The sequence below is a fragment of the Paenibacillus sp. ALE3 genome, assembly GCF_054113405.1.
Genome location: NZ_CM134214.1, coordinates 731,888 through 757,971, shown reverse-complemented (window position 1 = coordinate 757,971; position 26,084 = coordinate 731,888). Strand labels below are relative to the sequence as shown.

General features: G+C 48.1%; 25 protein-coding genes. 5 read left to right on the top strand and 20 right to left on the bottom strand.

Features of this window, described 5'->3' with window-relative positions:
- Nucleotides 1–56 precede the first annotated feature (56 nt).
- Entirely contained in the window at nt 57–986 is a 930-nt protein-coding gene (locus tag ACXHJ2_RS03455) for an NAD-dependent epimerase/dehydratase family protein (protein WP_165081789.1), read from the bottom strand.
- Between the two features lie 362 nt (nt 987–1,348).
- Here ACXHJ2_RS03455 and ACXHJ2_RS03450 point away from each other — a divergent pair, with 362 nt between their 5' ends.
- The 4 genes from ACXHJ2_RS03450 to ACXHJ2_RS03435 all read left to right on the top strand — a co-directional run bounded on the left by ACXHJ2_RS03450 (nt 1,349) and on the right by ACXHJ2_RS03435 (nt 5,479).
- Entirely contained in the window at nt 1,349–2,551 is a 1,203-nt protein-coding gene (locus ACXHJ2_RS03450; RefSeq protein ID WP_165081643.1) for a glycosyltransferase family 4 protein, read from the top strand.
- A 194-nt stretch (nt 2,552–2,745) separates the two neighbouring features.
- Nucleotides 2,746–3,462 carry a glycosyltransferase gene (locus ACXHJ2_RS03445; protein ID WP_165081641.1) on the top strand — a complete coding sequence of 239 codons (717 nt, stop codon included), beginning with the start codon at nt 2,746–2,748 and terminating at the stop codon, nt 3,460–3,462.
- Between the two features lie 12 nt (nt 3,463–3,474).
- Complete coding sequence (locus tag ACXHJ2_RS03440; RefSeq protein WP_165081639.1) at nt 3,475–4,869, top strand: glycosyltransferase family 2 protein; 1,395 nt, start codon at nt 3,475–3,477, stop codon at nt 4,867–4,869.
- Between the two features lie 211 nt (nt 4,870–5,080).
- Complete coding sequence (locus tag ACXHJ2_RS03435; protein ID WP_165081637.1) at nt 5,081–5,479, top strand: hypothetical protein; 399 nt, start codon at nt 5,081–5,083, stop codon at nt 5,477–5,479.
- Nucleotides 5,480–5,614: 135 nt separating this feature from the next.
- Here the strand turns inward: ACXHJ2_RS03435 and ACXHJ2_RS03430 are convergent, their stop codons facing one another.
- The 17 genes from ACXHJ2_RS03430 to ACXHJ2_RS03350 all read right to left on the bottom strand — a co-directional run bounded on the left by ACXHJ2_RS03430 (nt 5,615) and on the right by ACXHJ2_RS03350 (nt 20,868).
- Complete coding sequence (locus ACXHJ2_RS03430; protein WP_165081635.1) at nt 5,615–6,334, bottom strand: glycosyltransferase; 720 nt, start codon at nt 6,332–6,334, stop codon at nt 5,615–5,617.
- The gene (locus ACXHJ2_RS03425) at nt 6,331–7,359 is read right to left on the bottom strand and encodes an NAD-dependent epimerase/dehydratase family protein (RefSeq protein WP_165081633.1); all 1,029 of its coding nucleotides are present in this window, start codon (nt 7,357–7,359) and stop codon (nt 6,331–6,333) included. The genes ACXHJ2_RS03430 and ACXHJ2_RS03425 overlap by 4 nt, the downstream gene beginning before the upstream one ends.
- A complete protein-coding gene (locus ACXHJ2_RS03420; protein WP_165081631.1) occupies nt 7,320–8,174 on the bottom strand; it encodes a dTDP-4-dehydrorhamnose reductase family protein in 855 nt (284 codons plus the stop codon). The genes ACXHJ2_RS03425 and ACXHJ2_RS03420 overlap by 40 nt, the downstream gene beginning before the upstream one ends.
- On the bottom strand, nt 8,171–9,157 hold the full coding sequence (locus tag ACXHJ2_RS03415) for a polysaccharide biosynthesis protein (RefSeq protein ID WP_013372825.1): 987 nt from the start codon (nt 9,155–9,157) through the stop codon (nt 8,171–8,173). The genes ACXHJ2_RS03420 and ACXHJ2_RS03415 overlap by 4 nt, the downstream gene beginning before the upstream one ends.
- Nucleotides 9,150–10,241 carry a non-hydrolyzing UDP-N-acetylglucosamine 2-epimerase gene (gene wecB, locus ACXHJ2_RS03410; RefSeq protein WP_165081630.1) on the bottom strand — a complete coding sequence of 364 codons (1,092 nt, stop codon included), beginning with the start codon at nt 10,239–10,241 and terminating at the stop codon, nt 9,150–9,152. Before wecB ends, ACXHJ2_RS03415 begins: the two co-directional genes overlap by 8 nt.
- 144 nt (nt 10,242–10,385) lie before the next feature.
- Nucleotides 10,386–12,011, bottom strand: a complete 1,626-nt coding sequence (locus ACXHJ2_RS03405) for a glycosyltransferase (RefSeq protein ID WP_165081627.1) — start codon at nt 12,009–12,011, stop codon at nt 10,386–10,388.
- A gap of 59 nt (nt 12,012–12,070) precedes the next feature.
- Complete coding sequence (locus ACXHJ2_RS03400; protein WP_090738366.1) at nt 12,071–13,204, bottom strand: CgeB family protein; 1,134 nt, start codon at nt 13,202–13,204, stop codon at nt 12,071–12,073.
- Nucleotides 13,205–13,237: 33 nt separating this feature from the next.
- Nucleotides 13,238–14,329 carry a CgeB family protein gene (locus ACXHJ2_RS03395; RefSeq protein ID WP_064963428.1) on the bottom strand — a complete coding sequence of 364 codons (1,092 nt, stop codon included), beginning with the start codon at nt 14,327–14,329 and terminating at the stop codon, nt 13,238–13,240.
- A 182-nt stretch (nt 14,330–14,511) separates the two neighbouring features.
- Nucleotides 14,512–14,871 (bottom strand): FliH/SctL family protein, encoded by a 360-nt coding sequence (locus ACXHJ2_RS03390; RefSeq protein ID WP_155617182.1) that lies wholly within the window; start codon nt 14,869–14,871, stop codon nt 14,512–14,514.
- Nucleotides 14,819–15,169: a hypothetical protein gene (locus tag ACXHJ2_RS03385; protein ID WP_129549923.1), complete on the bottom strand. Its 351-nt coding sequence runs from the start codon at nt 15,167–15,169 to the stop codon at nt 14,819–14,821. Before ACXHJ2_RS03385 ends, ACXHJ2_RS03390 begins: the two co-directional genes overlap by 53 nt.
- Nucleotides 15,169–15,501, bottom strand: coding sequence for a hypothetical protein (locus ACXHJ2_RS03380; protein ID WP_013372833.1), 333 nt, complete (start codon nt 15,499–15,501; stop codon nt 15,169–15,171). Before ACXHJ2_RS03380 ends, ACXHJ2_RS03385 begins: the two co-directional genes overlap by 1 nt.
- Nucleotides 15,502–15,530: 29 nt before the next feature.
- Nucleotides 15,531–15,818: a hypothetical protein gene (locus ACXHJ2_RS03375; RefSeq protein WP_013372834.1), complete on the bottom strand. Its 288-nt coding sequence runs from the start codon at nt 15,816–15,818 to the stop codon at nt 15,531–15,533.
- Between the two features lie 118 nt (nt 15,819–15,936).
- The gene (locus ACXHJ2_RS03370; RefSeq protein WP_165081625.1) at nt 15,937–17,400 is read right to left on the bottom strand and encodes a glycosyltransferase family 2 protein; all 1,464 of its coding nucleotides are present in this window, start codon (nt 17,398–17,400) and stop codon (nt 15,937–15,939) included.
- Nucleotides 17,401–17,472: 72 nt separating this feature from the next.
- The gene (locus ACXHJ2_RS03365) at nt 17,473–18,204 is read right to left on the bottom strand and encodes a sugar phosphate nucleotidyltransferase (protein WP_013372836.1); all 732 of its coding nucleotides are present in this window, start codon (nt 18,202–18,204) and stop codon (nt 17,473–17,475) included.
- Nucleotides 18,201–19,001 (bottom strand): glycosyltransferase family 2 protein, encoded by an 801-nt coding sequence (locus tag ACXHJ2_RS03360; RefSeq protein WP_013372837.1) that lies wholly within the window; start codon nt 18,999–19,001, stop codon nt 18,201–18,203. Before ACXHJ2_RS03360 ends, ACXHJ2_RS03365 begins: the two co-directional genes overlap by 4 nt.
- Complete coding sequence (locus ACXHJ2_RS03355; protein ID WP_165081623.1) at nt 18,998–19,933, bottom strand: glycosyltransferase family 2 protein; 936 nt, start codon at nt 19,931–19,933, stop codon at nt 18,998–19,000. The genes ACXHJ2_RS03360 and ACXHJ2_RS03355 overlap by 4 nt, the downstream gene beginning before the upstream one ends.
- Nucleotides 19,930–20,868, bottom strand: coding sequence for a glycosyltransferase family 2 protein (locus tag ACXHJ2_RS03350; RefSeq protein ID WP_165081621.1), 939 nt, complete (start codon nt 20,866–20,868; stop codon nt 19,930–19,932). The genes ACXHJ2_RS03355 and ACXHJ2_RS03350 overlap by 4 nt, the downstream gene beginning before the upstream one ends.
- A 556-nt stretch (nt 20,869–21,424) precedes the next feature.
- On the opposite strand from ACXHJ2_RS03350, the gene ACXHJ2_RS03345 reads away from it, so the two are divergent.
- Nucleotides 21,425–23,203, top strand: coding sequence for a M4 family metallopeptidase (locus ACXHJ2_RS03345; protein WP_025675931.1), 1,779 nt, complete (start codon nt 21,425–21,427; stop codon nt 23,201–23,203).
- A gap of 167 nt (nt 23,204–23,370) precedes the next feature.
- On the opposite strand, the gene ACXHJ2_RS03340 is transcribed toward ACXHJ2_RS03345, so the two are convergent.
- Nucleotides 23,371–25,161, bottom strand: a complete 1,791-nt coding sequence (locus ACXHJ2_RS03340; RefSeq protein ID WP_165081619.1) for a helix-turn-helix transcriptional regulator — start codon at nt 25,159–25,161, stop codon at nt 23,371–23,373.
- 4 nt (nt 25,162–25,165) lie between these two features.
- Complete coding sequence (locus tag ACXHJ2_RS03335) at nt 25,166–25,756, bottom strand: sensor domain-containing protein (protein WP_165081617.1); 591 nt, start codon at nt 25,754–25,756, stop codon at nt 25,166–25,168.
- Nucleotides 25,757–26,084 lie beyond the last annotated feature (328 nt).

Below are 26,084 nucleotides of genomic sequence, written 5' to 3'. Positions count from 1 at the left end.
TGAAAAGAGGCTGAGAGTTCCCTCAGTCTCTTTTTTGATCCTCGCGCTCGTTAGCCCTAGATGCCTTCTTTGTCCGTGCCCATACTGCTCACGTACGTTTCCTTTAGACCGGCAGAGATTCCGTATAGCGGTTCCCAATGAAGCCAATGTCTGGCGACTGCGTTGCTCAGACAGCTATGGTGAATGTCTCCCGCCCGCGCCGGTGAATACACAGGCCGCACAGACGAACCGTGCAGCTTTAGTAAATCGTAGGCCAGCCGATTGATGGACGTCGTTCGTCCCGTACTTACATGCACTGTGCGTTGATCCGCTGCATGTATAGCCGCCATATTGGCTCGGACTACATCCTTGACGTACACAAAGTCACGGGTTTGCGTCCCGTCGCCGTGAATGAGCAAGGGGCTGCCTTTTTTCAGCCGGTCCATAAAAATAGCGACTACACCGCCCTCTCCCTTCGCGGCCTGGCCGGGGCCATACACATTTCCGTAACGCAAAATCGTGTAGTTCAAGCCGTACAAGCGATGAAAAAGCCGAATATACGATTCTGCGGTCAGCTTGGACAGCCCGTAGCCTGAAATAGGCTCCACGGGATCGTCTTCCTGAATACATTGCTTTTGCAGCTCTCCGTATACGCCGGATGTGGAGGCAAATATGATTTTCGACACACCCGCTTCACGACAAGCCTGCAACAAATGGATCGTCCCCAGCACATTCACATCCGCATCCTCATCAGGGTGATGGATGGAATGCTGCACATCAGCCTGTGCAGCCAAATGAAACACAATGTCCGGGCTTTCCCGAATTAGCAGCGTCCTGGCTTCAGAGCTGCGAATATCTGCAATATGCATGACCGCGCGCGGATCTACATTTGCAGCATTCCCGGTCGTCAGATTATCCAGCACATGTACTCTGATGCCCGAGTCAGCAAGCGCACGTACCAGCTGGGAACCAATAAACCCTGCTCCCCCGGTGACCAAAGCCTTCACTAGTGCCCCTCCTTTCAAACCTGAACGGGTCGGCGCTTGGGCCTTACCAGCAACTACGGAGACAGATGCATCCCTCACGTTGTTATGACAGCATGACAGGCCCATATGTGCTCCCCTCTTCGCATTATTTTATGCGTTGCTCCATAGCTTGGCGCAGGCGCAAGCACACACAGGCACCAAAAACGATCATTTCACACGCATGAGTGCTCACATAAAAATTCAAACTGTTATATATGACTACCTTGCAATGAATAATACATGGGTGAATGGTCGTGTCGACAGATAGACATTGCTCATATAGTAAATTACCTATCCAAAGGAGGTGACAATCATACCCGAGAAGTGCATAGGGTATGTAGCCCGTGAGCGTAAAGTCTAAGGTTATGTTATTCTCACATATTTGCCATCCGGCTCGAATGTCGGGTGCCGAGAAATGGCTACTTTTTTTAGCTAAAACCCTTAGCGAGCAGTATGAGGTTGTGCTGGTTGTTCCCTGTTGCGGCATGCTGTCAATAGAAGCAGAAACTAAGGGGATACGTATAGCCATTCAAGATTCTCCACTGCTATGGTCTTTGTATGAATCATCGCCAGCTATGCATCAGGAATTTGCAAAACAAGAATCTTCTAATTACTACCAATCCCTATTAACACTTCTGCACGTTCACAGGCCGGATTGGGTGATGGTTAATACATCGGTTAATGCATTGCCTGCGGCTGCGGCAAAAAAAGCAGGCATTCCCGTTGTTTGGATAATAGACGAAATCTTGTATCCAGGTGTACATCAGATTGATGCAGTACGGATGGTAAATCACTATGCAGATTGGATTATCGGTATATCGGAAGCAGTACTTGCACCTTTTAAGAGTTCAATAGTTAATAATAAAAATAGGCTTATATATCCTTCCTGGAATGATGCTGAATTGCACCCTGAAAGGTGGGAGGAAAATCGTCGTTGTCTGAGGGGAGCCCATAATATCGGCGACCACGAAACACTAATAGGGCTCATAAGCGGAATGATCTCCGTCCATAAAGGAATTGATCAATTTATCTATATGGCCGGTATGCTAATGTCACACTTTCCTCAAGTAAAATTTCTTATTGCCGGAAGTCCAGAAATAACAGAATACTTCAATAAATGCAAAGCATTGGCGTATTCAACATTAGATCCATCTCGCATTATATTTCATTCGTTCGAAAGCCACATTGAACAATTATACCCTGCGCTTGATGTCGTAGTCGTGCCTAGCATGATTGATGAAGGATTTGGAATGACTGCTCTTGAAGGGATGATATTCGGCAAACCAGTAGTTGCTTATGACTCAGCAGGACTTGGTGAGCTACTCAAAAATACGGGTAATGAGAAGTTTTTAGTGCCTAAAGGTGATGTGGGCGGACTTTGGCAAATAGTTGTTGACCTCCTTCAAAATAAAGAGCGCATGTTGGAAATAGGAACTAAAAATCGCGAGGCATCCATAGAATCTTTCGGCATCGATATATTCCAAAACCGGTTTAATAACTTGCTTCAGGAAATTGACGCTGCCGTTTATGGTTTGAACCAGCAATAAAAAGTTCAATCCAGGCATTGAGCACTCTAATCTAAAAAAGGGGCAGTTACATTAATGAGATGTAAATTGCCTCTTTTTCCTTTAAATAAACTCCCCAAAATGAAGTACCACGGGCAATCGTCCACAATTATGAATTCGTTTTAACATACCGTATGGTGGGGAGAAAGCACATGAAGATTGCGGGGTGAGGAAACGTGGAATCGTTGCCGAAAGTGAGTGTCATCATTCCGTTTTTCAACTGTCCGTACGTAGATCAGGCTGTAGCCAGCGTCTTAAATCAAACTTATCCGAATATCGAAATTATTGTTGTAGATGATGGGTCAACTATGCACCAGGAACGTTTGATCCCTTATATGGATCGCATTTATTATCTAGGAAAGATGAACGGCGGCACGGCAACCGCGCTCAATTATGGTATACAAATGTCCACCGGAAAGTATACTGTTTGGCTTAGTTCAGACGATATGTTTTATTCGACCAAAATTGAACGTCAAGTGAATTTTATGGAGCAACATCAAGCTGAGGTCAGTTTCACTGATTATCATGTCATTAACAAAGCAAACGAGGTAATATGTCACAATGCAACTGCCAAATTTACGACAGTACGTTCCTTTATTGAGGCATTTTCCTCCTACTGCCCGTTAAATGGCTGTACGGTGATGATGAAAAAGGATTATGTTCGTAACATTGGATACTTCAATGAGAAGCTGTTATACACTCATGATTATGATTTTTGGATTCGTGTAGTATTGAACCATACAGAATTTCACTATTTAGATGAGCCTCTCACTGCCTACCGTCGTCATGAACAAATGGGTACGGTCCAGCATTACCAAGCTATTTTACAGGAATTAGAAACCATCAGACAGACATATCAGAACCAATTACAAGTGGTTCTGAATACTCTTTAAGGAGAGAATTTTATGCTGGTCAGTATCGTTATCCTTACGTTAAACAACTGGAAACTAACAGAACGGTGTCTGGATAGCATCGTGCGCTACACTACCATTCCTTACGAATTGATCTGTATTGACAATGGATCGACAGACGGTACTCAACATCAACTACGTCGTCGGGAGAATGTACGTTTAATTGAGAATGAAACTAACCGTGGATTTGCAGCAGCTTGTAATCAAGGTATTAAGGCATCTATAGGGGATACTATTCTCCTGCTCAATAATGACACGATGGTATCTCACCATTGGCTGGAAAATTTAATTCATGCACTTTTTAGCTCAGCGGATATTGGCATTGTCGGTCCTGTGTCTAATATGGTGATGCCAATGCAACGCCTTCCCATGTCCTATTCAACCACAGAGACATATCATGAATTCAGCAAAAATTTTAATGTCACTAATCCCTCACTTTGGCGGGATGCAACGGCTTTAAGCGGATTTTGTATGTTGTTCCGTCGTCAATTGATAAGTCAGATCGGGTATTTAGACGAAGCATTCCCGGGAGGTGGCTATGAAGATATTGATTTCGGGTATCGGACACTAAAAAAGGGATTAAGGCTCCTCATCGCAGGAGACAGTCATGTCCATCATGAGGGTAACGCAAGTTTTACACATAATTCAATCGATATAGTTGAATGGGGACAGAGAAATCGCCGAATATTTCTAAGAAAATGGAATTTTAACCCTGAACGCCTCATTTATACATTAGATGAATACTTTTTCCCCGGACAGTTTGCTGCGGGGCATCCGCACCATCGACCTAAGGATTCTTCCTTACCTAATGGAATACTCATTCGAGATTCCAAAGGAAATATTTATCAAATCGAGAAAGGACTGAAGCGGTCTGTCGAGTCGCTTGATACTTTTCATGCTCTTCATTTTCGTCTTGATCGGGTAATCCAGCTGTCGGATACCACGGTGACCAGCATCCCCGACGGCAATCCGTTACTGCATAATGGCCAACTTCGAGAGCATTTCCCAGCGGTTTACATCGCCAGAGATCCCATGAACGGTATGCACCTGATCAGCCATGGTCTGCGCTATCCCTTCCGCGATTTCGAAACGTTCCGTTTGCTAGGTTATGAGGTCAACGAATCGATTCCTCTTTCATTCGCGCAGCTGGAGACTTTCCCTATTGGTCCACCTATTGATACCAATGTTTTCGAAGAACATGAGCTGATCGATTACCGGTTGTATATGGGCCCGGATCACGGACTGTATTATGCAGAGGGCGGATGGTTGCGCCCCATTCCCAGTGACAGAGAGCTCCATGTATTCAGGTGGCACACACAGCCTCCTATCCCCCTTCCGACGGATGTATTTAACCGAAGCCCACAAGGTCCAATGATCGTGGCTTTATGATGATTAAACTACAGGCTGGTTCTTTATAGAACCAGCCTGTAGTTTAATCATCTTTTCGCGACATACAGCGGTAATAAAAGTCGATGGGCAATATTAATTGCGGGTACTGGACAAGCCGGGATTCCTTAATTTGTACTAAACACCTCTATATATTAACACACTCTATTACTACTCTTTCTTCATATATTGGTATTACAAGGAGGTGAAAAATATGGCCGTTTTTTCGTTAGGAGCCGTTGAAAACCTTAATCCAGATGGTAGTTTCCATTCGAGTTCTGTTACACTACGTATCACTAATACAACAGCAGCAGCACTTTCTCCCATCGTTGTTCATGCTTATAGCGCGCCTGGGAGTGCACCACCAGGTACAGCAGCAGTACCTTATTTCTTAACCACATTTGCCTTGGCTGCAAATGCAGTCGTCACACTTACGATTCCTACTGTAGTACCCGCATATATCATTAACGTTTCATCTCCAGCCCCAGCCGCAATCGCAAGTGATATCTCGATTGCAGCCCAAGGAAAAGATGCTGCTGGAAATTTTGTACCAGAACACACATTCCCGTTCGGCGATTGGACAGTAATTAGCACTGTAGGACCAACTTCATGACAAAGGTATTATTTCCCTAACTAACTTGGTCTCTCCCTACTATCATTAGTCATTTGTAATTGGCCTGTGAATCTGCGTGCTCTATACTGGCACTGCAGGTCACAGGCTGAAAATTTTCCAATATTCTGATTTGTACTACATAGCTGCAAATCTGTTCAGCAGCTCAGTTAAGCTGGTTCTGTAGCGTGCCTGGGTAATTGAGTATTCCTGTTCAATGACGTGTCGATGCTTGTTCGTTCCCATCTCATCATGCCAGCGGTAGTTTACCAGCAGTTCGTTTAAAAAAGGAAACTCGTATCCTGCCAGTATAACTCTGTACCACATATCCAAATCATGGGTATACGTCAACAGCTCATTGAACAACCCTATCTGCGTAAACAGATCTTTTTTGAACATAACCGTGCATCCGTTTACCGGGTTACCTTTCAGAAAAAAACGGTAAAATTCCTGTTTCGACGGAAGTACCGGTCCCGCCTGGTATCTTGTGATTTGGCTGTATTCATTGATTGTGTTGAAGTTGGTGTGAGAAATATGTGCACCTTGCTCCAGCATAAAGGAAACCTGATTGTTAATTTTATCCTTGTGGAAGGTATCATCCGAGCTGAGCCACGCAATGTATTCACCGTTGGCATGTCGGATGCCGTGATTAAGTGCACTGGCCGTCCCACCGTTTAATTTACCTAAATAATAGATATATTTACGGTAAGGATGAAGCATTTCAGTATGTGTGGTTGAACCATCATCGACGACAATGATTTCAAGCGGGCCGTAGGTTTGCTCCAGTGCGCTTTGCACTGCCTGATCGACGTACCTGCAGTTATAAAACGGAATTACGATCGTTACACTCGGTCTCATCTCGTTTCTTCCTTTCTGGCTCGACTGTAGCCAATCATATCCTTCAGTGATTGCCCTAACGGAATGGTTGGCATCCAGCCCAGTTCCTCTAGTTCCTTTGCCTGATATACATCCGTGGTCGCCTCTTCTGTCACATCTCCCCATTGTATGGCAACAGGGGTGTCTGCCAATGCAATCATGCGTTCTGTGATGTCCCCCAACTGCATCATCTTGCCTGAGCAAACGGGGTATACACGCCCCGGAACACCTCGCTCCAGTAGCACGCTATACGCTCGGACAGCATCGCGCACGTCCAGAAAATCTCGCTGCGCATGCCGTGAAGAAACCTGAAACGGAGTCGGTGCAGAAACGGAAGCAAGGGCAGGGGGCTCTACATTCTGCACGTCTCGCACGCTCTGCTCGGTCCGTGCGATATAGCCTGCCAACAGTGCACAGAAACCGGTGGAGGGACCCGGGCCGATCAGATTGCAAGGCTCCGCCAGCATGACGGATTGATCGAACAGCGCACCCCACGAAAGCGCGACTGCCTCTTGAAGGCTTTTGCTGAGGCTGTACGGGTGCGGAGGATAATACGGTGCCTGCAAAGCCGTCTTTAGGCGAGAACCCGCCACTACAATTCGGACTTTGGGGAAAGGGCGCAGTACATCCAGCAGATACAATGTGGACAGTACATTGGATTCCATGTACAGCAGTGGACTTTGCCATGATTCAGGCACCGAATTTTTACCGCCCAGATGAAGCACATAATCCGGTGCAATTTGGCGGATTACTTCGCCAAGACGTTTCTTGTCAAGCAAATCACATACATAAGGCGTGATACAGACGTGAGTGCCGACATCCGGACTAGGATACTCATCATCTCCAGCCAGTGAGATCAGCTTTGATGCGGAAGCGGCAGTGCGAGTCAGCGCCGCCACCTCCCAGCCGAGCTGTGCAAAATGGCGGCAGGCATGCATCCCGGTATAGCCCGCCGCTCCGGTAACAACTATGACAGGCCGACGTTGTTCCGCTGTGCTTCTGTCCATTCCAGCAGCTCCTTCAGCATGATGCTGTAGTGAGGAACATCGTAGAGCAGATCGGCCCGGGTAGAACGAAGCGTCCGATCTTGCACCGGCTCATCTTTCGGCACGATCCGAATATCCTCCCTCTTCCAGATGTCTTTGAACAGCAGTAGCAAATCATGTTTACTGATCGGTTCGGGGTGAACCAGATGAATGAGTCCGTCTAGCGGCTCATTCATAAGCACCTGTATCGCTTTAGCCAATTCCAGTGTCGTGACTCCGTTCCAAAAGACACGGCGATATCCGTCAACATCTCCGCTCTGCTGCAAAAACCAGTGCAGCAGACCAATGCCTTCCCTCCGAATTTCCGGACCGACAATAGAGGTACGAATAGTCAGATGCCCTGCCGCCTTTACTTCTCCGAGTATTTTCGTCACAGCATAGGCGCTTGTCCCGTCAGGTTGATCCGTCTCCTTGTACAAACCAGGAGCACGCTTTCCCTCGAATACACAATCCGTGCTGATATGAATGAGTCGGGCACCGATGCTGTCCGACGTCCGCCGGAGAAGATGCGGCAATAGTCCATTGATTTGGTATGCTGTAATCTGATCCTCTCCGGCATACTGATTCAGCACACCCACCGCGTTGATGATGACGTCTGGCCGCACACTGCGAACCAACTGCTCCACCATAAAGCTGTCTCTTACATCCAGCAGCAGACCGCCTTTATTTTCGGGATCACGGGTGGTATAGAAGACGTTATGCCCGCCCTGATTTTGAAAATAATCGACCAGGACATGGCCCGCCATGCCGTTACCACCCAAAATAAGCAGCTTCATTTAATGAACCCCCCGCTCCGGAGGATAGTTCGAATTTCCTCTTTTGACATCAGATTAAACTCCGAGCTAAAGCTGCTGAATGATACCGGAGGACACTGACTATAACGGTCTCTTAATTGGGGGATGTTCAGCGTTGGGAGAATGACCAAATATTGCTCGTCATACACAACCGTTGTCAGGCTTTCAAAGTTACTCATCAAAATCTCATGAATTTTTTCGCCGGGACGGACACCTTGCTCTACAATTTCTACGTTTTCCACGCCCGAATCTTCAATGAGCACCTCAGCCAAATCCAAAATGCGACAGGTTGGCATGGTCATGATAAAAATTTCCCCGCCGACACTTTCCACCGAAGCTTTGAACAGGAGACTGATCGCATCACGCAGGGTCAGGAAAAAACGGGTCATTTTCATATCCGTAATAGAAACCTTCCCCTTTTGGCGAATCTGGTTTTGAAACAGATGCACTACGCTTCCGTTTGTGCCCAATACATTACCGCCTCGCACCGTCACGAACCGTGTATCACTATTCAGCAGATTGGCGTAGACAATCAATTTTTCTCCAATCGCCTTGGTCATACCGTAAAAATTGGACGGATTCGCGGCTTTGTCAGTCGATATATATATAACTTTCTTTACCTGATTGGCGACAGCGGCCTCAATCACGTTTTGGGTGCCTACGACATTGGTTTTGAGTGCTTCATAGGGCTGATCCTCACAGACAGGTACGTGCTTGAGAGCCGCCAAATGAAACACATAGTCCACACCCTGACAAGCGGTAACCAGCGCGTCCTTATCCCGGATATCTCCAATACAGAAGCTGAGCCGTTCATCCTCAAACTGCCTGTTCATGGCAACCTGACTCGATTCTCCACGTGAATAGATAATGACCTCTTTGGGGTTACGCGGCAGTAACTGGGTAACCAGCTCATGCCCCCAAGAGCCGGTACCGCCGGTAACCAAGATACGTTGGTTTTCAAACATGCCGTTTCCCTCCAAGCAAAAATTTGACTACCTTATCCGATACATCTTCCGCCAGATAGCCTGCGGGACACTGCCACTTATGGTTCATCCCGGTCATTATAGCTACCGCGGTTGCTATAATCTCGCCATCAAGACCGGACACGATATTGCTGCCGCAATCTACCGTTTCCGGCCGTTCGGTCGTACGACGCATCGTGACGGTCGGCACCCCCATGACACAGCATTCTTCCTGTACGGTGCCGCTGTCCGTCAAAGCGCAGCGGGCATGCCGCTCCAGCAGAACGAAGTCAAAAAAGCCGAACGGCTCGTGAAATTCTACCAGCGGATCAAGCTGGATCGGCGGGTGGCTTGCGATCCGAGCGGCGGTGCGGGGATGGATACTGCAAATGACCCGCTGCCCGAACTGCCGGGCTACCCGGTTAAGACCATCCAAAATAGCCAGCAAATGTGGCGGATGGTCGACATTTTCAGCTCTGTGGGCAGTAACCAAGAAATATTCCCCCGGCGACAATCCTAACTTTTTCAAAATTTCGCTGCTAGATATCTCTTTCTCATAGTGCTGCATTACTTCATAGATCGGATTTCCAGTCAGTATAATTCGTTGGCTTGGAAAGCCTTCACGTAGTAGGTGCTGCTTGCTTTGCTCTGTATAAGGCATATTAATGGTAGAAATCGCGTCGATGACGCGCCGATTCTTCTCTTCCGGCACATCCAGATCATAACAGCGGTTCCCAGCCTCCATATGCACAACTGGGTAACCCATACGTTCCGCAAGCAGGGCACATAAGGCGCTGTTCGTATCACCGAGCAATAGTACATGATCTGGGCGTTCCTTGTTTAAAATGTCCTCCATCTGCGAGTACATGGCAGACAGTTGTTTGCCCAGCGTTCCCGCTTTCTCCTGAAGCACATAATCCGGGGCGCGCAAACCCAGCTCGCGGAAGAATTGTCCGCTCAGGCTTTCCGTATAATTTTGGCCCGTATGCACAAGCACATGTTCATCTGCATAGTGGTCCAGCTTCGGAATAATCAGGCTGAGCCGTATAATCTCCGGTCTTGTGCCGAGCACGGTCAATATTTTCATGGTTTTGGAACCCACCTTTGCTGTCTTTGTTTCATTGAATTGTGGAGTTCAATGAATAATAGCCATCCAGCAGACTGGCTGTGCTCCGACTTATCGTTCATCTCGACGGTCCGGCGTATTTCACCCGGACCGTTGTTTGGAATGCTATCTGGCCTTGAGTGTGACTCGCTTCTGCTTGTGCGCCTTCGATCGTCTTGACTGGAGCTTGAGTTTCCGCTTGAGCTTCTGTCTGGACTTGGATCTTCGATATAATGGGGACCCGTGAATTTTCTTGAGACGGCTTCTGCCAGCGCTTCTCTTGTACCTGCGACTCCGCAGTTTGGTATGCTTGCGGCCCTTTGGGCATCTTGCCCGAATACTACGTTTGCGGCGAGGCAACTCAGATGTTGGCTCAGGCAAAGGGGGGACTGGTTGTGGCAAACCCTGAATGGCTGCATATTCGATTGGCGGCAGACCCAGCACCGGCAGTTGATTAACGACCGATTCGGGAAATTCTCGAACGGTGTTGAGATAAGCCTCCGGTATTGCAGTGACCTGACGCAGGCCTTCGCCTTCCCTCGTCCATACAGGACCACCCGGCTGCTGAATCAACGGGAACCAATGCGGATGATGACATACCCATTGACTGACCATGACGTGCAGACTGCTTCGGTAGGAATCAGGTCCGTAGACACGCGTAGCCGCACTGTTGTTACGCACACCAATTCGTTCCGCTTCCTCGGAATGATCGAGCAGATAGCCTACTTTTTGCGCCAGCATATCGCTGTTGCCTGGCTCTACCAAAAAATCTGCATTTCCGGTCGCCTCCATTAATTCCACAAGTCCGCCCTGCGCAAAGGCTACGACGGGCTTGCCGTACACCAGACCCTCCAGAGCCGTCATACCAAAGCCTTCCTCCACCATACTAGGGATCACCACAATATCCATTGCGCTATAGGCTGTTGAAACAGATTCCTCGAATGAACTGAATTGGAAGCGGCGGCTATAACAAGACTGGCGAATCAAAGAGACACATTTTACGTAATACTCGGAATCCACTGAGCTACCGATGATCCAGAAACGGCACCGCGAATTGGTTTCACACAGCTTTAGAGCCATGTGGACAAAAGGCAATAGCCCTTTGGCTTCGTAGATAAAGGAAGAAATATAACCAATGCAGATATGAAAATCTCGCAGTCCCAGCTTTTCACGTTTCCTTCTCCGCTCCAGCACATACTCTTTGGGAGACGGCATATTCATATCCCGGCAAGGAGGCAACATCGTATGCGGACGTGTCAATCCCCCGCCATGCAAAGGGCGCATAACAGCCTGCGAAATGCCAATGACCCACTGGCTATAACGCTCGATAATCGAAACAGAAATCGGCGTATGCGCATTCTGGTTAATGACCTCGGTTATTTTCCAGATCACCGGGATATTAAGCTCTTGGGCAACCATTGCGGGCATGACGTTCACACAGGTATTGACCAGCACCACATCAGGTCGAGCATGCCGAAGCATCTGGTGCAGTGGTGCATACGCCACATGGTTCCGCAAATTCTCCGCATCCTGCGCCAATCCCTCATAGGGGGTATACATGCCATGCAGCATGAACAAATTCTGAGTCTGAACAGCTATCCCGCGCTTGCGGGCCATTGAGGTCAGCCGCCCTTCACCAGGCGTTACGAGAATGCAATCGAAATACGTACGCATGTCTAGACAAAAATGCAGTAGCAGCTTTTCCGCCCCTGTAATGCTGCGGACGTTGCTGACATGGCTGAATAGCATCATTTTCGGCTTGATCGGAGTTCACCTCCTTTAAAATAGCAACCATCGTCATGTGAATTATCTTATGGGAAGATGACCGATAGCATTTGGTCAATCCGGTGACCATACGTGTGCTCCCGCAGGGTTCGTTCCAGAGCACGCAGAGCAATCTCACGGCGCTCCTTTTCGTGCGTCAAATAAAACTCAACCTTCTCCAGCAGTTCCTGCTGAGAACTGTAAGTTTCAATCTCTTCCCCTGGCTTGTAAAAACGAGCCAGATCGTCTCTTGTATCCGTCAGTTGCAACGTCCCGCTGGCGGAAATTTCAAACGTGCGGGGATTTGGCGAAATCCCCGGAATTTTCAGTGAGTTGTTGTTCACCGAATCATCCTGATGGGAACGATGAAGATTAATTACGATTTTGCTGCCGTTATACGTATCATTGGTCTCGCCCGGAGACATCCAGCGGCCCAGCTCAATTTTGTCACCATACGACTGATAATCCGGAAGACGATCCCACCAGATTCCATTGATTTTAATGTTGCGGGCCATGAGCTGCGGCATAATCGGATTAAAGAAATAGATGCGATTCCAGTAGGCTGAGCCTGTAAATCCAATCTCACGTCGCACTGAAGCAGGCGAGCTGAGTGGAAAATAGTGAGTCAAAAATGCCCCGAATGGCAAGTAGTGCACCGACGTGCAGCCCAACTGACGATACAGTTCTATACAGTTCATTTCTAAGGTGAACACATAATCATAATTCGTCACCATTTTGGTCGTCGTATCGGTGTAATAGGGATCGTCCGTCAGCCAGATGGCAGTGGGAATGCCCAACTGGCGTACTGCAGCAACCTGCTCTAACGGTAGATCCATCCCATCCAGTGCCAGCATCAGATTCGGACGAAGCTGAGCAGCAATATCTCCTACCGGCTGGCGCGGGTCTGTTACGGTAACCTGAGCCGTCATGCTCTGCAATGTGGTGATGACCGCCTCATCCAGCGGAGAATACGGAAGGCCTTTGCCCGAGACGACATACAGTACATGGATCTGTCGAAAAGGGAACGTTGCTTTTGTTCGCGAGACAATCGCGTTAGCGCGTCCGCGCAGGTATCCCTCGTCGTATCCGTCATGGATTCCCGCAGCTCTCCCCTTCTCCCAGGAGGCCGCCGCCGTCTGGTGAACAGCTGGGTCATACGGTCCTGTCGTAGATATCGTCATCACTTTCACTCCTCACTGTTTATGGTGTTTACTTTAGGCCATCGCCTTGTCCAGCAATTCTTCCATACGATTCGAGTACCTATGCTTTTGCATGGTTGTGTGCAGTGCGCGCCAGGCTATGCGTTCGCGTTCCCAGTCATGCCTGAGATAATAGTCCAGCTTCACTTTCAGTTCCTCTGCTCCCGAGAAGGTCTCAATGTCATAGCCTGGTTGGTAATAACGGCTCAGATCCTTCCGCACATCCGTCATTTGAAGCGTCCCGCAAGCAGAAATTTCGTATGTCCGAGGATTGATGGACTCCGCTGACAACTGGTGTGTATTCCGATTATCCAGTCCGGGGTCTGTCGGGCGGTGCATATTGATGACAATTTTGGAGCCGTTATAATATTGAGCGGTCTCTTCCGGCTCCATAAAACCCGGACGGATAAAGCGTTCCAGCACATCCAGCCGGCTCAGCCGATCCCAGTGTCCACCTACGATCAGCACTCTTTTATCCGCCAAGAAGGGAGCAAGGTAGTCAAACAGCTTCACACGGTTCCAGAAGGCATTTCCTATGAAGCAAATATCATGCTGATGCTCACGCTCTACCCGCCGGGGATAAAAGATACGGGCTGACACAGCAAGCGGCATATAGTGAACCCTCGTTACTCCCTGATCACGATAAAACGGCAGACAAGAATTTTCATGCGTAAAAACGACATCGTAGGATTGACAGATCAACGCCGTATCCTCCGTAAAGTAGGGATCATCTACAAACCATATGGCCGTCCGAATACCCATGGCTCGTATTTGTTGTACCTGCTCCAGATGATCGTCCGGAAACACATGCAGCCCATTCATGACCAGTACGAGATCTGGACGGTGAGCCTTAGCGTCAGCCAGCATCGTGGCAGGAGTACCGATGGCGCACGAGCTGCATATTTGGCTTAATGCCTCTTGCACACCTGTGTCTATAGCTACGAAACCTTGCGGAATATACAACACTTTCAACTGGCGAACAGCAGGTTGTATTGCCACGACCTGTGACAGAGCAGCCGTGCAACCGCCCATTCTGCGTCCTTCCCGATAGCCACATCGGTATGCTTCGCGTTCATTTCCGCTTCGTTGATCATTCACATCCTTCACCCTGTCCTGTTGTAGGATAAACTTCTGTCACTCCTAAACTATATGCACAGGGGTCAAACGCATCATGGACGACTGCCACTGCCCGGACAAAATTGGCGTTTGCCCGTCCAACTGCCCAAACGCAAATAACCCCGAAGCTGCTAGGCTTCGGGGGGTTAACCGTAATAGATAATTTTCATAGTTTACTGTGCCTTGTAAGCGACCTGGTGGCCATCTTCATAACCTTTGGCAAAGCCTGAATTGAAACCCTCATTGTAAGCAGCATCATATCCCTGCTGGAATGCCTGCGGGTCATGCTCTAATGCAACAGGAACGGGCTGTGGGTTCTCCGCAGAAGGAGCTGCGGCCGGGTTAGCTTGAGGTTTTTTCCGCCGCCGCAGAAGAGAACGTCTTCTACGTACTGAATTAAGCCCCCTTTTACGGCGTCTAAGAGCAAGCAGACGTCTTCTTCTCCGTTTTAATCTACGAATGCTAGAACGCCGGGCATCTTTACGTCTTTTGCGGGCTTTGTCTCGAGCTGTGCGTTCCCACCTTGTACTCATTTTCACTCCTCCTTTGCTTTCTCGTCTTGGTTTCATTTTTTTGAACAGGCACATGGAGCCATGGCTTCGTTGGTTTCCCATATACCTGTCTTCTTAAAGGAATACCCGCCAACATTTTCGTGATTTCTCCCTGGTAGTTGCTGAGTATACGGATGGTCTCTTCCAGACGGGGAGCCGACATATCCGCATGGGGCGTCAAGTCCGCAAGACTGGTCAGCATCCGGGCAACGGCGTGCTGGCTGGCAGCAATAGACTCCATCATATCCAGCTTAATCTCACGTTCACGCCTCATGCTCATTAGTTCATATCCCCCGAGCCCATGCCTCCCATCATCCCTTCCATTCCGCCACCCTGCTGCTCATCCTGGTCCAGCAATGCTTTGAGATTACTGCATAGTCCAGTCTGAAGCCGGGTTAATCCCTCCAGCATTTCCACCATCTGCTCGTGAATTTCCAAAGGCCGTCCCAACTGCTCTTCATCGGTGTCAAATGCGTGAGGCGCCAGATGGTTCAGCGTCCAATTACGCATTTTTTCTGCTTCGACCGCCTTGGCCTCCAGAATCATAGACACATTCCGCTGCATCTTAGAGGCTGCGTCCAGCATGTGAATCATTGCTTTTTCCCTACTCATGTGTTCACTCCCTACCCTCGATTGTTACACTACTCCTCTTCCGGGTATGCCGTCTCCTTCACGACACGAACGAGCATTTCAGCCATTGCTTCCTGAAGGTCGGCAATACCGTTCAAATAGGCAACAATGCTTTTGTTTACTTGTCCCGAGCTATCAATAATGCCCGGAATTCCATCAAAACGCGGCTCCTCATCCGGCAGTTCATGTATGATCTGTGCCATGCGCACGACCACCTGCCGTTCCGCATCCAGCAACCTCGACATCTGCTGCTGCGAGTGCGAAATATGGATCAGCAAATCATCTAACTCGTTATGCATAAGCCCCTCCTTTATGTGTTCCGCCGTGCGGAACGCACGAAATACCTACGGGCTTTCCGCTACTACAGCGTATGCCGCAGCGAGTAGTCGGTTCCGCCTAAAAAAGCCTATTCGATCATCACAAATGCCCTCGTAGCACTGGTGGAGCAATAATAGGTTGCTTCTCCGTCAATGCCGACAATTCTTCGGAGGACAAAAACTGAATTGGATAGTCCTCAGCCCGCCAGCTCATCACAGCGTAGAGGGTCAGAAACGGTCTTTTCCAACCGTTGCCGATTTGGTACAGCTGCCCACCTTCAGCATACAGTAATTCGATCCATCGCTTGCGTTGAGCCGGGATATGAAGTGTGGGCAACATGGACATGTTTCCCAGCTCAGGAGCCGCCAGCACAGGCAAGGGTTCCTCATGCGCCACAGCTACAGGGGGGGCATCAGCGGCGCCGGACACCATCGCCTCCGGCTCATCTGCCAAGGGAAGCGCCAATAAATCAAGCTGGGACACTCTAACGGGACGCACGTATTTACCTCCCGCAGCACTGGCTTCATGCAACAGCCGCCTACTTTCCGGCTCTATCCGAAATACTGCACCGGACGGTCCCTGAACAAGCGCTCCGACGGGATAAAAGCTTGCTGCTGATAAGTGTGCTTCCTTACTTGATAATCCTTGGCCGTCTGGCTCTGCTGTTCCAAATTCCGGGTGGTGGAACAGCTTATCCGCGTCCCCCCACTTTTGGACAAAAAAGGATCGGTTCCGGCTTCCTTCCTCCGTTGAACCGATTCTTTCGGTCGTTTGAGGAAAACCATAAACCGTATCCCGATCACTTTCTACAAAATGGATAAACGCATCTCCGGCAATTGTCATGCGTATCCCCAACAAGCGTACTCGCAGCAACCAATCTGCATGGGCTTCCTCAATACTGTGGCAGCCTTCATCCCAGTATCCCGTCTTTACCAAAGTTTCTCTACGTAGTAGTAGACAAAATGCGGCCAGGCTTTCAGTCTCTCGCCATGCATCCGGATTGGGAATATTATTGGCCATGGCAAATGGACGCGCTTCATTTTTATTCATATCAGGAACCTCAACCTGCTGTTCTCCGAATGGACCATTCGTTACAGGACCGACAACTCCCATACGCGAATCGCTGTATAAACAGCTCATCAACCGGTCCAGCCAGCCAGGAGTCACCATCGAGTTTGGGTCCAGTACGACAATAGTTGTACCTTTTGCCATCATCAGTCCCTGATTCAAACTGCCGATCATCTGAACATCCTTTGTTAACAGCGCATAGCGTACAGCGATGCTTTTACGGAGCAAATAGGTAGGTGTCCCGTCCGTCGAGCCGCAGTCTACCACAATAATTTCGTGAGGATGGCTCGTATTCTCCTCAATATGGTGAATGCAAGCACGGAGCTGTTGAAGCTGATTACAGGACGGAATGATAATACTTACGCCTTCAAAAATCTTGCCGAACGAAGCCTGCCCCAACTTCCTGCCTTGTTCCTGGCCCCTGTTATATCCTGACCAATAGCCCTTCTTTCCGAGCCGTTTGCTGTGTTTCCTTTGCGTACTCAGGCGTTTCATGCCGTTCACTCCTCCGGGTGGCATTATGCCTATACTATATGCCTGGCCCGGCTGAATGGTGTTTCAGTGAAATCAAGGTAGAAGTCCCTTCATTTTCACTCCAGCTTCCTGAAGGGAATCGAAGGTTCCTGCGTCGCTCCAGTAGCGCCGTAAAATATCGTATTCCAGCTTGCCTTCAGCAGCATAACAGTTGTTAACATCGGTGATCTCAAGCTCACCACGTGCCGAAGGCGCTATTTCCCGGATCTTATCAAATACGGCAGTATCGTACATATAGATACCCGTAACGCAATATTTGGACTGGGGATGCTGCGGCTTTTCTTCAATCCGCGTAATACTCTCCGGGCGCTCGGGATCAAACACGGGCACCCCGTAACGACGGGCATCTGCCACCTTTTTCAGCAAGACCCTGGCGCTCCCCGGTGGCTGTTGTTTGAAGCGTTCGATGACAGGTCCCAAGTCTTCCTTGAACAAATTATCACCTAGCAAAACAGTGAACTTCTCTTCTGACTGCATGTAGCTTCTTGCCAATTCGAGTGCTTCCGCAATGCCGCCCGCTTTTTCTTGAATCCGGTATGTCAATTGGACACCATAATTACTGCCGCTGCCTAAAAAATCAGTGTACAGTCCGGCCGATTGTTTACCAATAATAATGAGCATATCGGTAATCCCCGCTTGCCGTAGCCTTTCGATACCATATACGATCATGGGATACTTGCCAACTGGAAGCAGATGCTTGTTGAGTAATGTAGTCAACGGATGAAGACGCGACCCGGTTCCTCCTGCGAGAATAATCCCTTTCATATCTTCCTTCCTCCTTCGACAGCATGTTCAGTGCATGGGATCGCAGCGTTCCCAGTTTCAATGAACATTCTGGGATCTATGCTCCATTTTTCTATAAATAATCGATAGTTCCGCTCGATCAGCTCTTCGAGCCAAGAAGTTTCCGAGCGCGAGAAACTCGCATTTCCCTGGTGATAGACAAAACAGTCGTTGCACATGAGCAGCTTATAGCCATGTACGCGTGCACGCAGACAATAATCGTCATCCTCATAATGTCCGGGGCTGAATCGTTCATCCAGCCATCCAATCCGTTCCAGCAGCTCACGCCGGAACAACAGACAAAACCCGACTAGCCGCTTGACCTCTTGCCATCTGGAGGGATTGCTTACATTATTCTGCTCCGCATACCTCAGACAGCTGGCGAAATCTCCTTCTATTCCATGAATCTGCTGAATACCGCTGATGTAATTCGTCACCGGTCCCACCAGTCCCACTGTGCTTTCACTGTGCAAAGCAGCCAACATATTCGATAGCCATCCCCGTGTAACCGTCACATCATTGTTTAAAATGACGAATTGATCGCCCGAAGCCAGACGGAGCCCCATATTACAAGCTGCCGGAAAGCCCCTGTTTTCAGGAAGACGTATGCTGATTAGCCGCTCGGATGCACAAAAATCATCCGTCCCGTCATTCGAAGCGTTGTCCACAACAATAATTTCATACGGTGCATCTATCGTATGTGTTCGAATCGCCTCGATACACGGCTTTAATAAATGAAGGCCATTATAAGTCGGAATAATGATGCTCGTCAGACTCATCGTGCATTCCTCCCTTTGGCAACGTCTACCCGTGTTGGAACAGGCCCGAGCGGAGAATACCCGGCTACCTGAAACACTGCCGTCAGCGCCTCTGCATGATCGCCGATGATTAACTGCTCCATAGCGTTCCCTTTCCCGACATTGAAGGTCCGCTTGCGGTTTGTATTAATAACGTCGACAGCATGTACTGCCTCCACGATCATGCCATACAAAATTGCCATGGCGTGGGCCTTCGGTGGGACTGCTAGCACAGCTGGGCCAAGCTGATCCAGTACACGTCGTGATAATGCATGCGGTACAGCGGTCAATGAGCTTGCTCCAAGATCCGACCTGCGCAGTACTCGGTTCAGAAACCCTTTGCACCGTGTTACGCTGTCCTGCTGGGTATAAGGAGGCAAATGTCTGCCCAGATCATTAAGCGCCACATCCGTTCCCTGATCGACCGCTTGAAGAAAAGGCAGCAAATCAGACGCTGGGATCGGCAAATCTCCGTCCACGAACAGCACAATATCAGCCTGCGTCAGACGTGCGCCTATCGCACGGCCAACATCATGCCCCAGACGATCCGGTACGTCAACGAGAGTCGCACCAGGATGACGTTTGGCTACGGCGGAGCGCGTACCATCCGTACAGCCGTTCAATACGACAATGATATCCGCAAGCGGAAGTTTCTCCAGCTCGCCCAGTACCCGGTCAATCGTAGCCTCCTCATTACAGACGCTGACCACGGCTGCTGCAGTCCCCTGCAATACTATATCACTGGGGGCTTCACGTTCCTCGGTCAGATTGACTTCGGGTATTTCTTGCGCCCGAGGGGTGGGTTTTCTCACCCGCCGGCTATGCATCGAAGCCGTCGTTTCTCGTTTTCGCTGTACACGTCTTAGCCCCCAGCCCGGGTCTTCACGCTTTCTTCTGCGATACGCTCTAGTCACGTTTTCACCTCATCTCTGATCCGTTTGCGCTCCAAATCCGTATATCCCGCACGTGCTCCCAGACGTGATGTAAGCCAGGCAATGGCATCCAGGTGATCCTGGACAATTACACCTGCCAGCGGGTCCTTGCCGTTCTGTTTTTTACGTGTTGCGTTCATTCTACCGACAGCTATTCCATGTACAGTCACCACTCGCAACCCGGAGACGATGGACATCACTTGAAATAGCGGAGGTTTTTCCAAGGACTTTAGACCTATTTCCTTTAAAGCCTTTTGACTTATGGCATGTGGAATACCAGTCATAGAGGCTCCCCCTAAATCAGCACGATTCGACAAGATATTCAATACATGCTTTGCCTCAACTACAGGATGTATGGGCGTGCGATTCACAGGTCCATGGTAATCATTCAGCACCACATCCGCTCCTGCACATACGGCCTGTATAAATGGCCGAAGTCTGACGCAGGGAATGACGATATCACCATCCAGAAAAAGCAGGATCTGTCCGGATGCCGCCTCCGCTCCAATACGACGGCCAACATCATGTCCGAGCGGTTCCGGGAAGGAAAGTACACGAGCCCCCGCCGCCGCAGCTACCTTCGCCGTTCTATCGCGTGATCCGTTCTCAACAACGATAACCTCTGTTTGTGGATGGACATGGCGCGCTTCGCGAATCACAGCTCCGATTGTTCTTTGCTCATTCATGGCCGGAATAATGACAGATACGAGAACCTTTCCCACTGATGGCGGTTCAGATGGCCGCGCTCCGCCGATCTGTGTCCCTCTCTCCGTATCGAGAACCTCGCTCTTATCAGGGGTTATCGGCTTCTTATCCATGTTCGGCATTCGGAATGGCAGCCACATCTTAGAATGATAGTAAGCCCTGGAATGCCTCCTCCGATTGATCTTGAATCCAGCTCTTCCACGCTTTTTCATGCTCCCGTCTCACCTCCCTTGCTGCTGTATAGATGAACAGCATGATTAGGACAGTTCAACATAACCTATGCGGTCCAAACGCCGTGTGTAACGGCAAGCGTGGAGTCTTTTCGACACAGCAATTTTCGACTTTATTTTACAAAACTTATTATTCCTATTAAATAAATGAGTTTTTAGGGTCTAAAGAATCATTTTGGATAAATTTGTTACATAGATCTTCTCGCCCGTCATTCTCTGTGCTAATATCAGAGCCAGATGATGGGAGTTCGAAAAATCAACTTTTGTTTTTTTTGCATAAGGCAACTTTTTTCCATTATCCGCTTTTATTCCACTATCTTTGTATACGACAGGAAGGGAGGAGTTTTTTACCTTTTTAGGCTACTTGCTTCAAATGCAGTACCCTCTTTTCACGCACGCTTCATGAATAACACTTCGGTATTTCTCTTCATGTTCCATTCTTCTACCCCAGACGACAACACGACCTACATAAATGGCGTAATGCCTTATTTAAAACAGGATAATTCATCCTGACATTAATCGAGGAGAGTGAATTTTAATGAAAAAAGTATGGGTTTCGCTTCTTGGAGGAGCTATGTTATTAGGGTCTGTCGCGTCTGGTGCATCTGCGGAGAGTTCCGTTTCGGGGCCAGCTCAGCTTACACCGACCTTCCACGCCGAGCAATGGAAAGCACCTACCTCGGTATCGGGGGATGACATTGTATGGAGCTATTTAAATCGACAAAAGAAATCGTTGCTGGGTGTGGATAGCTCCAGTGTACGTGAACAATTCCGAATCGTTGATCGCACAAGCGACAAATCCGGTGTAAGCCATTATCGACTGAAGCAGTATGTAAACGGGATTCCCGTGTATGGAGCTGAACAAACTATTCATGTGGGCAAATCTGGTGAGGTCACCTCTTATTTAGGAGCGGTGGTTAATGAGGATCAGCAGGCAGAAGCTACGCAAGGTACAACTCCAAAAATCAGCGCTTCTGAAGCGGTCTACACCGCATATAAAGAAGCAGCTGCACGGATTGAAGCCCTCCCTACCTCCGACGATACTATTTCTAAAGACGCTGAGGAGCCAAGCAGTGTAAGTAAAGATACTTACGCCGAAGCAGCTAACAACGACAAAACGCTTTCTGTTGATAAGGACGAGCTGAGTCTTGATCAGGCATCTGTCCTGAAAGATAGCAAAATTGAAGCGGTGGAACCAGAAAAAAGTTCCATTGCCAAAATCGCTAATCTGCAACCTGAAGTAGATCCTAAAGCAGAACTCTACTACTACCCTAAAGGGGATGACCTGCTGCTGGTTTATGTAACAGAAGTTAATGTTTTAGAACCTGCCCCACTGCGTACCCGCTACATTATTGATGCCAATGACGGCAGCATCGTATTCCAGTATGACATCATTAATGAAGCGACAGGCACAGGTAAAGGTGTGCTTGGTGATTCCAAATCGTTCACTACTACCGCTTCCGGCAGTAGCTACCAGTTAAAAGATACAACACGCGGTAACGGAATCGTGACTTACACGGCCTCCAACCGTCAAAGCATCCCAGGTACCATTTTGACAGATGCTGATAATGTATGGAATGATCCAGCTGGTGTGGACGCCCATGCGTATGCTGCTAAAACCTATGATTACTATAAAGCCAAATTTGGACGCAACAGCATTGACGGACGCGGTCTGCAACTTCGTTCGACGGTCCATTACGGTAGCCGCTACAACAACGCCTTCTGGAACGGCTCCCAAATGACTTATGGAGATGGAGACGGTAGCACATTTATCGCCTTCAGCGGGGACCCCGATGTAGTAGGACATGAACTTACGCATGGTGTCACAGAGTATACTTCGAATTTGGAATATTACGGAGAGTCCGGCGCATTGAATGAAGCTTTCTCAGACGTTATCGGTAATGACATTCAGCGCAAAAACTGGCTTGTAGGCGATGATATTTACACGCCAAACATTGCAGGCGATGCCCTTCGCTCAATGTCCAATCCAACCCTGTACGATCAACCAGATCACTATTCCAACCTGTACAGAGGCAGCTCCGATAACGGCGGTGTTCACACCAACAGCGGTATTATCAATAAAGCTTACTACTTGTTAGCACAAGGTGGTAATTTCCATGGCGTAACTGTAAATGGAATTGGCCGTGATGCAGCGGTGCAAATTTACTACAGTGCCTTTACGAACTACCTGACTTCTTCCTCTGACTTCTCCAACGCACGTGCTGCTGTGATCCAAGCCGCAAAAGATCTGTACGGGGCGAACTCAGCAGAAGCAACTGCAGCTGCCAAGTCTTTTGACGCTGTAGGCGTAAACTAAATCATATACACTATCCTCCTCAAATTCTCGTCCATAGACCTTTGCCATTGTGCAACTGTCACTTGGCCCTGCCCATACCATGGACGAAAAATAGGGGTGCAGTGTACAAGTCTGCACCCCTTCCCCCCCTTATTTAGGGCGCCCCCTCAAGGGGGCGCCCTTTTCTCTTACAAAAGTAATCCTGTATCTCTTGCTTTTTGCACGGCTTCTTCTCGATTGTTGACTCCCAGCTTGTCATAGAGAGTGGAGGCGTAATTTCTTACTGTGCCGTTGGATAGGTAAAGTTTCTCAGAAATTGTTTTATAACGGTTTCCTTGAGATAAAAGATTCAGAACCTCTAGTTCACGTTTCGTTAAGCCATACTCTTCTCCATCTGACCTCGGTCCGACTGACTCTTCTTCATCATTTCCGTCCCACATTCTATGGAACAAATCTTGGTTAATTACCGTGCCTCCCCGATAGACGAGGCGAATCGTTTCAGCCAGTTCACGCGACTCTATGGATTTCAACAAATACCCGTCAGCGCCGCTTCGCATGATTTCCTTCGCCCTCTCTGTATCCTGAAACGTTGACAGGATGAGGACGCGAATGTCAGGCCATGTTTCCTTGATTATTTGGGTCGCACGAATCCCATCCTGATTGGGCATCTCCAAATCCATTAATATCAAATCCGGATTCAGGCTTCTGCACAATTCCACAGCTTGTTCCCCATCTTCAGCCACCCCCACTACCTCTAGGTCCTCCTGTCCGTCCAAGATGGTATGGAGACTGTCTCGGATAAACGAATGATCATCGACGATACACAAGCGGATTCGTTCATCGGACAATTGTACAAGTCTGGGTAACACACATGAGATGAACGTCCCTTCGCCCTTTTCGGAGTATACAGTGACTCTCCCTTGTAACTGTGTCGCACGTTCTTTCATTGCAGTTAATCCGAAGCCATCCTTCCACTCCTCCACTCCTCGACCATTATCCTGTACATCCAATCTTGTTTGTTGTGGCTCAAAATGCAGTGACACAATGATTTCGGTGGATTGTCCGTGGCGCACAGCATTAGTCAGCGATTCCTGCAAGCACCGATAGAGCGTCATTTTCGCTTGTTTGGAGACTATGTACTCTTCCCCTATTATTCGAGTGCGTACATTTACTTTTGCATGTTTCTGGAACTCCTCTGCTAATTGTTGCAAAGTAACAGTCAAGGGAAGCGATTCTTGTGGTGAATCTATTTGATGCAAATAGGCTCTCACTTCCTCCATACTGTTACGGGCTAATTGCAATAATGAGTCGATTTTCTGCTCTCCATCTTTTGTTGCTAATTCCGTACGCAATATTTCCAACCCCATAATGATCGAGGTATAGGAATGCCCCATCGTATCATGCAAATCTTTGGAAAGTCTGTCGCGCTCCTCTAACAAAGTAATCTGCTCAATCTGAGATAGGTACTGTTCCAGCACAAGCTTCTGATTGCGTATAATTTCATTTTGGCGGTAATTAGAAACTAGTAAGTGGAAGGAAAATCCTATCGCAAAAGCTAGACCGATTTGTGGGATAATCGCCCATAGATCTGTTCCTGGGGAAAATATTGCAACGAGCAATGGAAACAAAACAACCGTGATAGAACTCGACCAACGGAATGATTTATGAGCACTATTTGCCGCGATCATGAAAGTTGGCATTAAAAATGCAAGATATGCCGCCGGAAATAATAAGGTTAAGTAAAAGCACACTCCGCCAAACAAAACCATCTCAGTAAGCAGATAGTAGCGATAACTGAACATTAAACAAATCCAAGGTATTGAAAATGCGGCAATTTCCCAAAGAACGATGATCCAAAGGGGCACAGTTAAATGGTCTTGGTGTTGGATAGTAGTTATCATCAATGAAAACCAGATGACAAAACGTATACAAAGCAATAACCAGTCATACCAAAGCCATTGTTTCCAGGTTGTAAACAAATTATCACCTCTTAATAGCTTTAAACATGGAATGCGTGTACATTCCGACTATTTTAACTAAGCTGTTTCCAATGCGAGTATTGATCCAGACGAGAATACACCCAGCGAGCATAACACATATAGCCTTTTCCCATGAATCTACAGCGAATCCCCATAAGTATATATCAAGATGTTGAAAAAGTATCGGTGTAACGATAAATACGATCGGAGCTATGTACAGTATAACGGCACATATAAGGCTGATCACCCCAATAAAAAATTTCTGCATAAGCCAAAAAACCGCCCTCCAATTGCTACTATTAAGAATGGCTTCTCTCGCTTTCATCCATTTATCCCTTCCACTGTTTGTCCTTGTCAGGATTGGCTCTATCGATATATCCGTATAAACCTTCGTCTGAATGCGTTCAAATTGGACAAACGTGTGAGTTGTTCGCAACACACATGCCAACAAGGGAATACCCACGAAGATAACCGCCATCCCCAACGCAAATGTAATGCTGACCAAATAGAAGCAAAAATAAAACAGTCCCGATCCGAAGGTAAACAACAAAAAGTAGAAATCTTGCAACCTTTTGCGAGCTGATTCTTTCGTCATTTGATTCTCTCCTACTCTTTATTTTATTTGCTAATACGTTATGAATTGCCCTTCGAATCTAACTTGTTATCTGTCACATACGGTAGTGTCAAAGTGTCATATTTGTAGGTCATGACTATAAAACAAGCTGTACTAAGCTCTTTTTTATGTCATGCATTAGCTCCTTTACCTTCCCTCGATTTAGCTTTTGGCTATTATGCTCTGCCGAAAAAAAAGAAGTAAAAAAACGCCATTCTTTCCTTATAATCATAGGAAAGAATGGCGTTTTTTCATTCCTGTTTCAGTGTCTGAGGTTGTTCTAACATTACCTTAAACAAAAGCTGTGTAT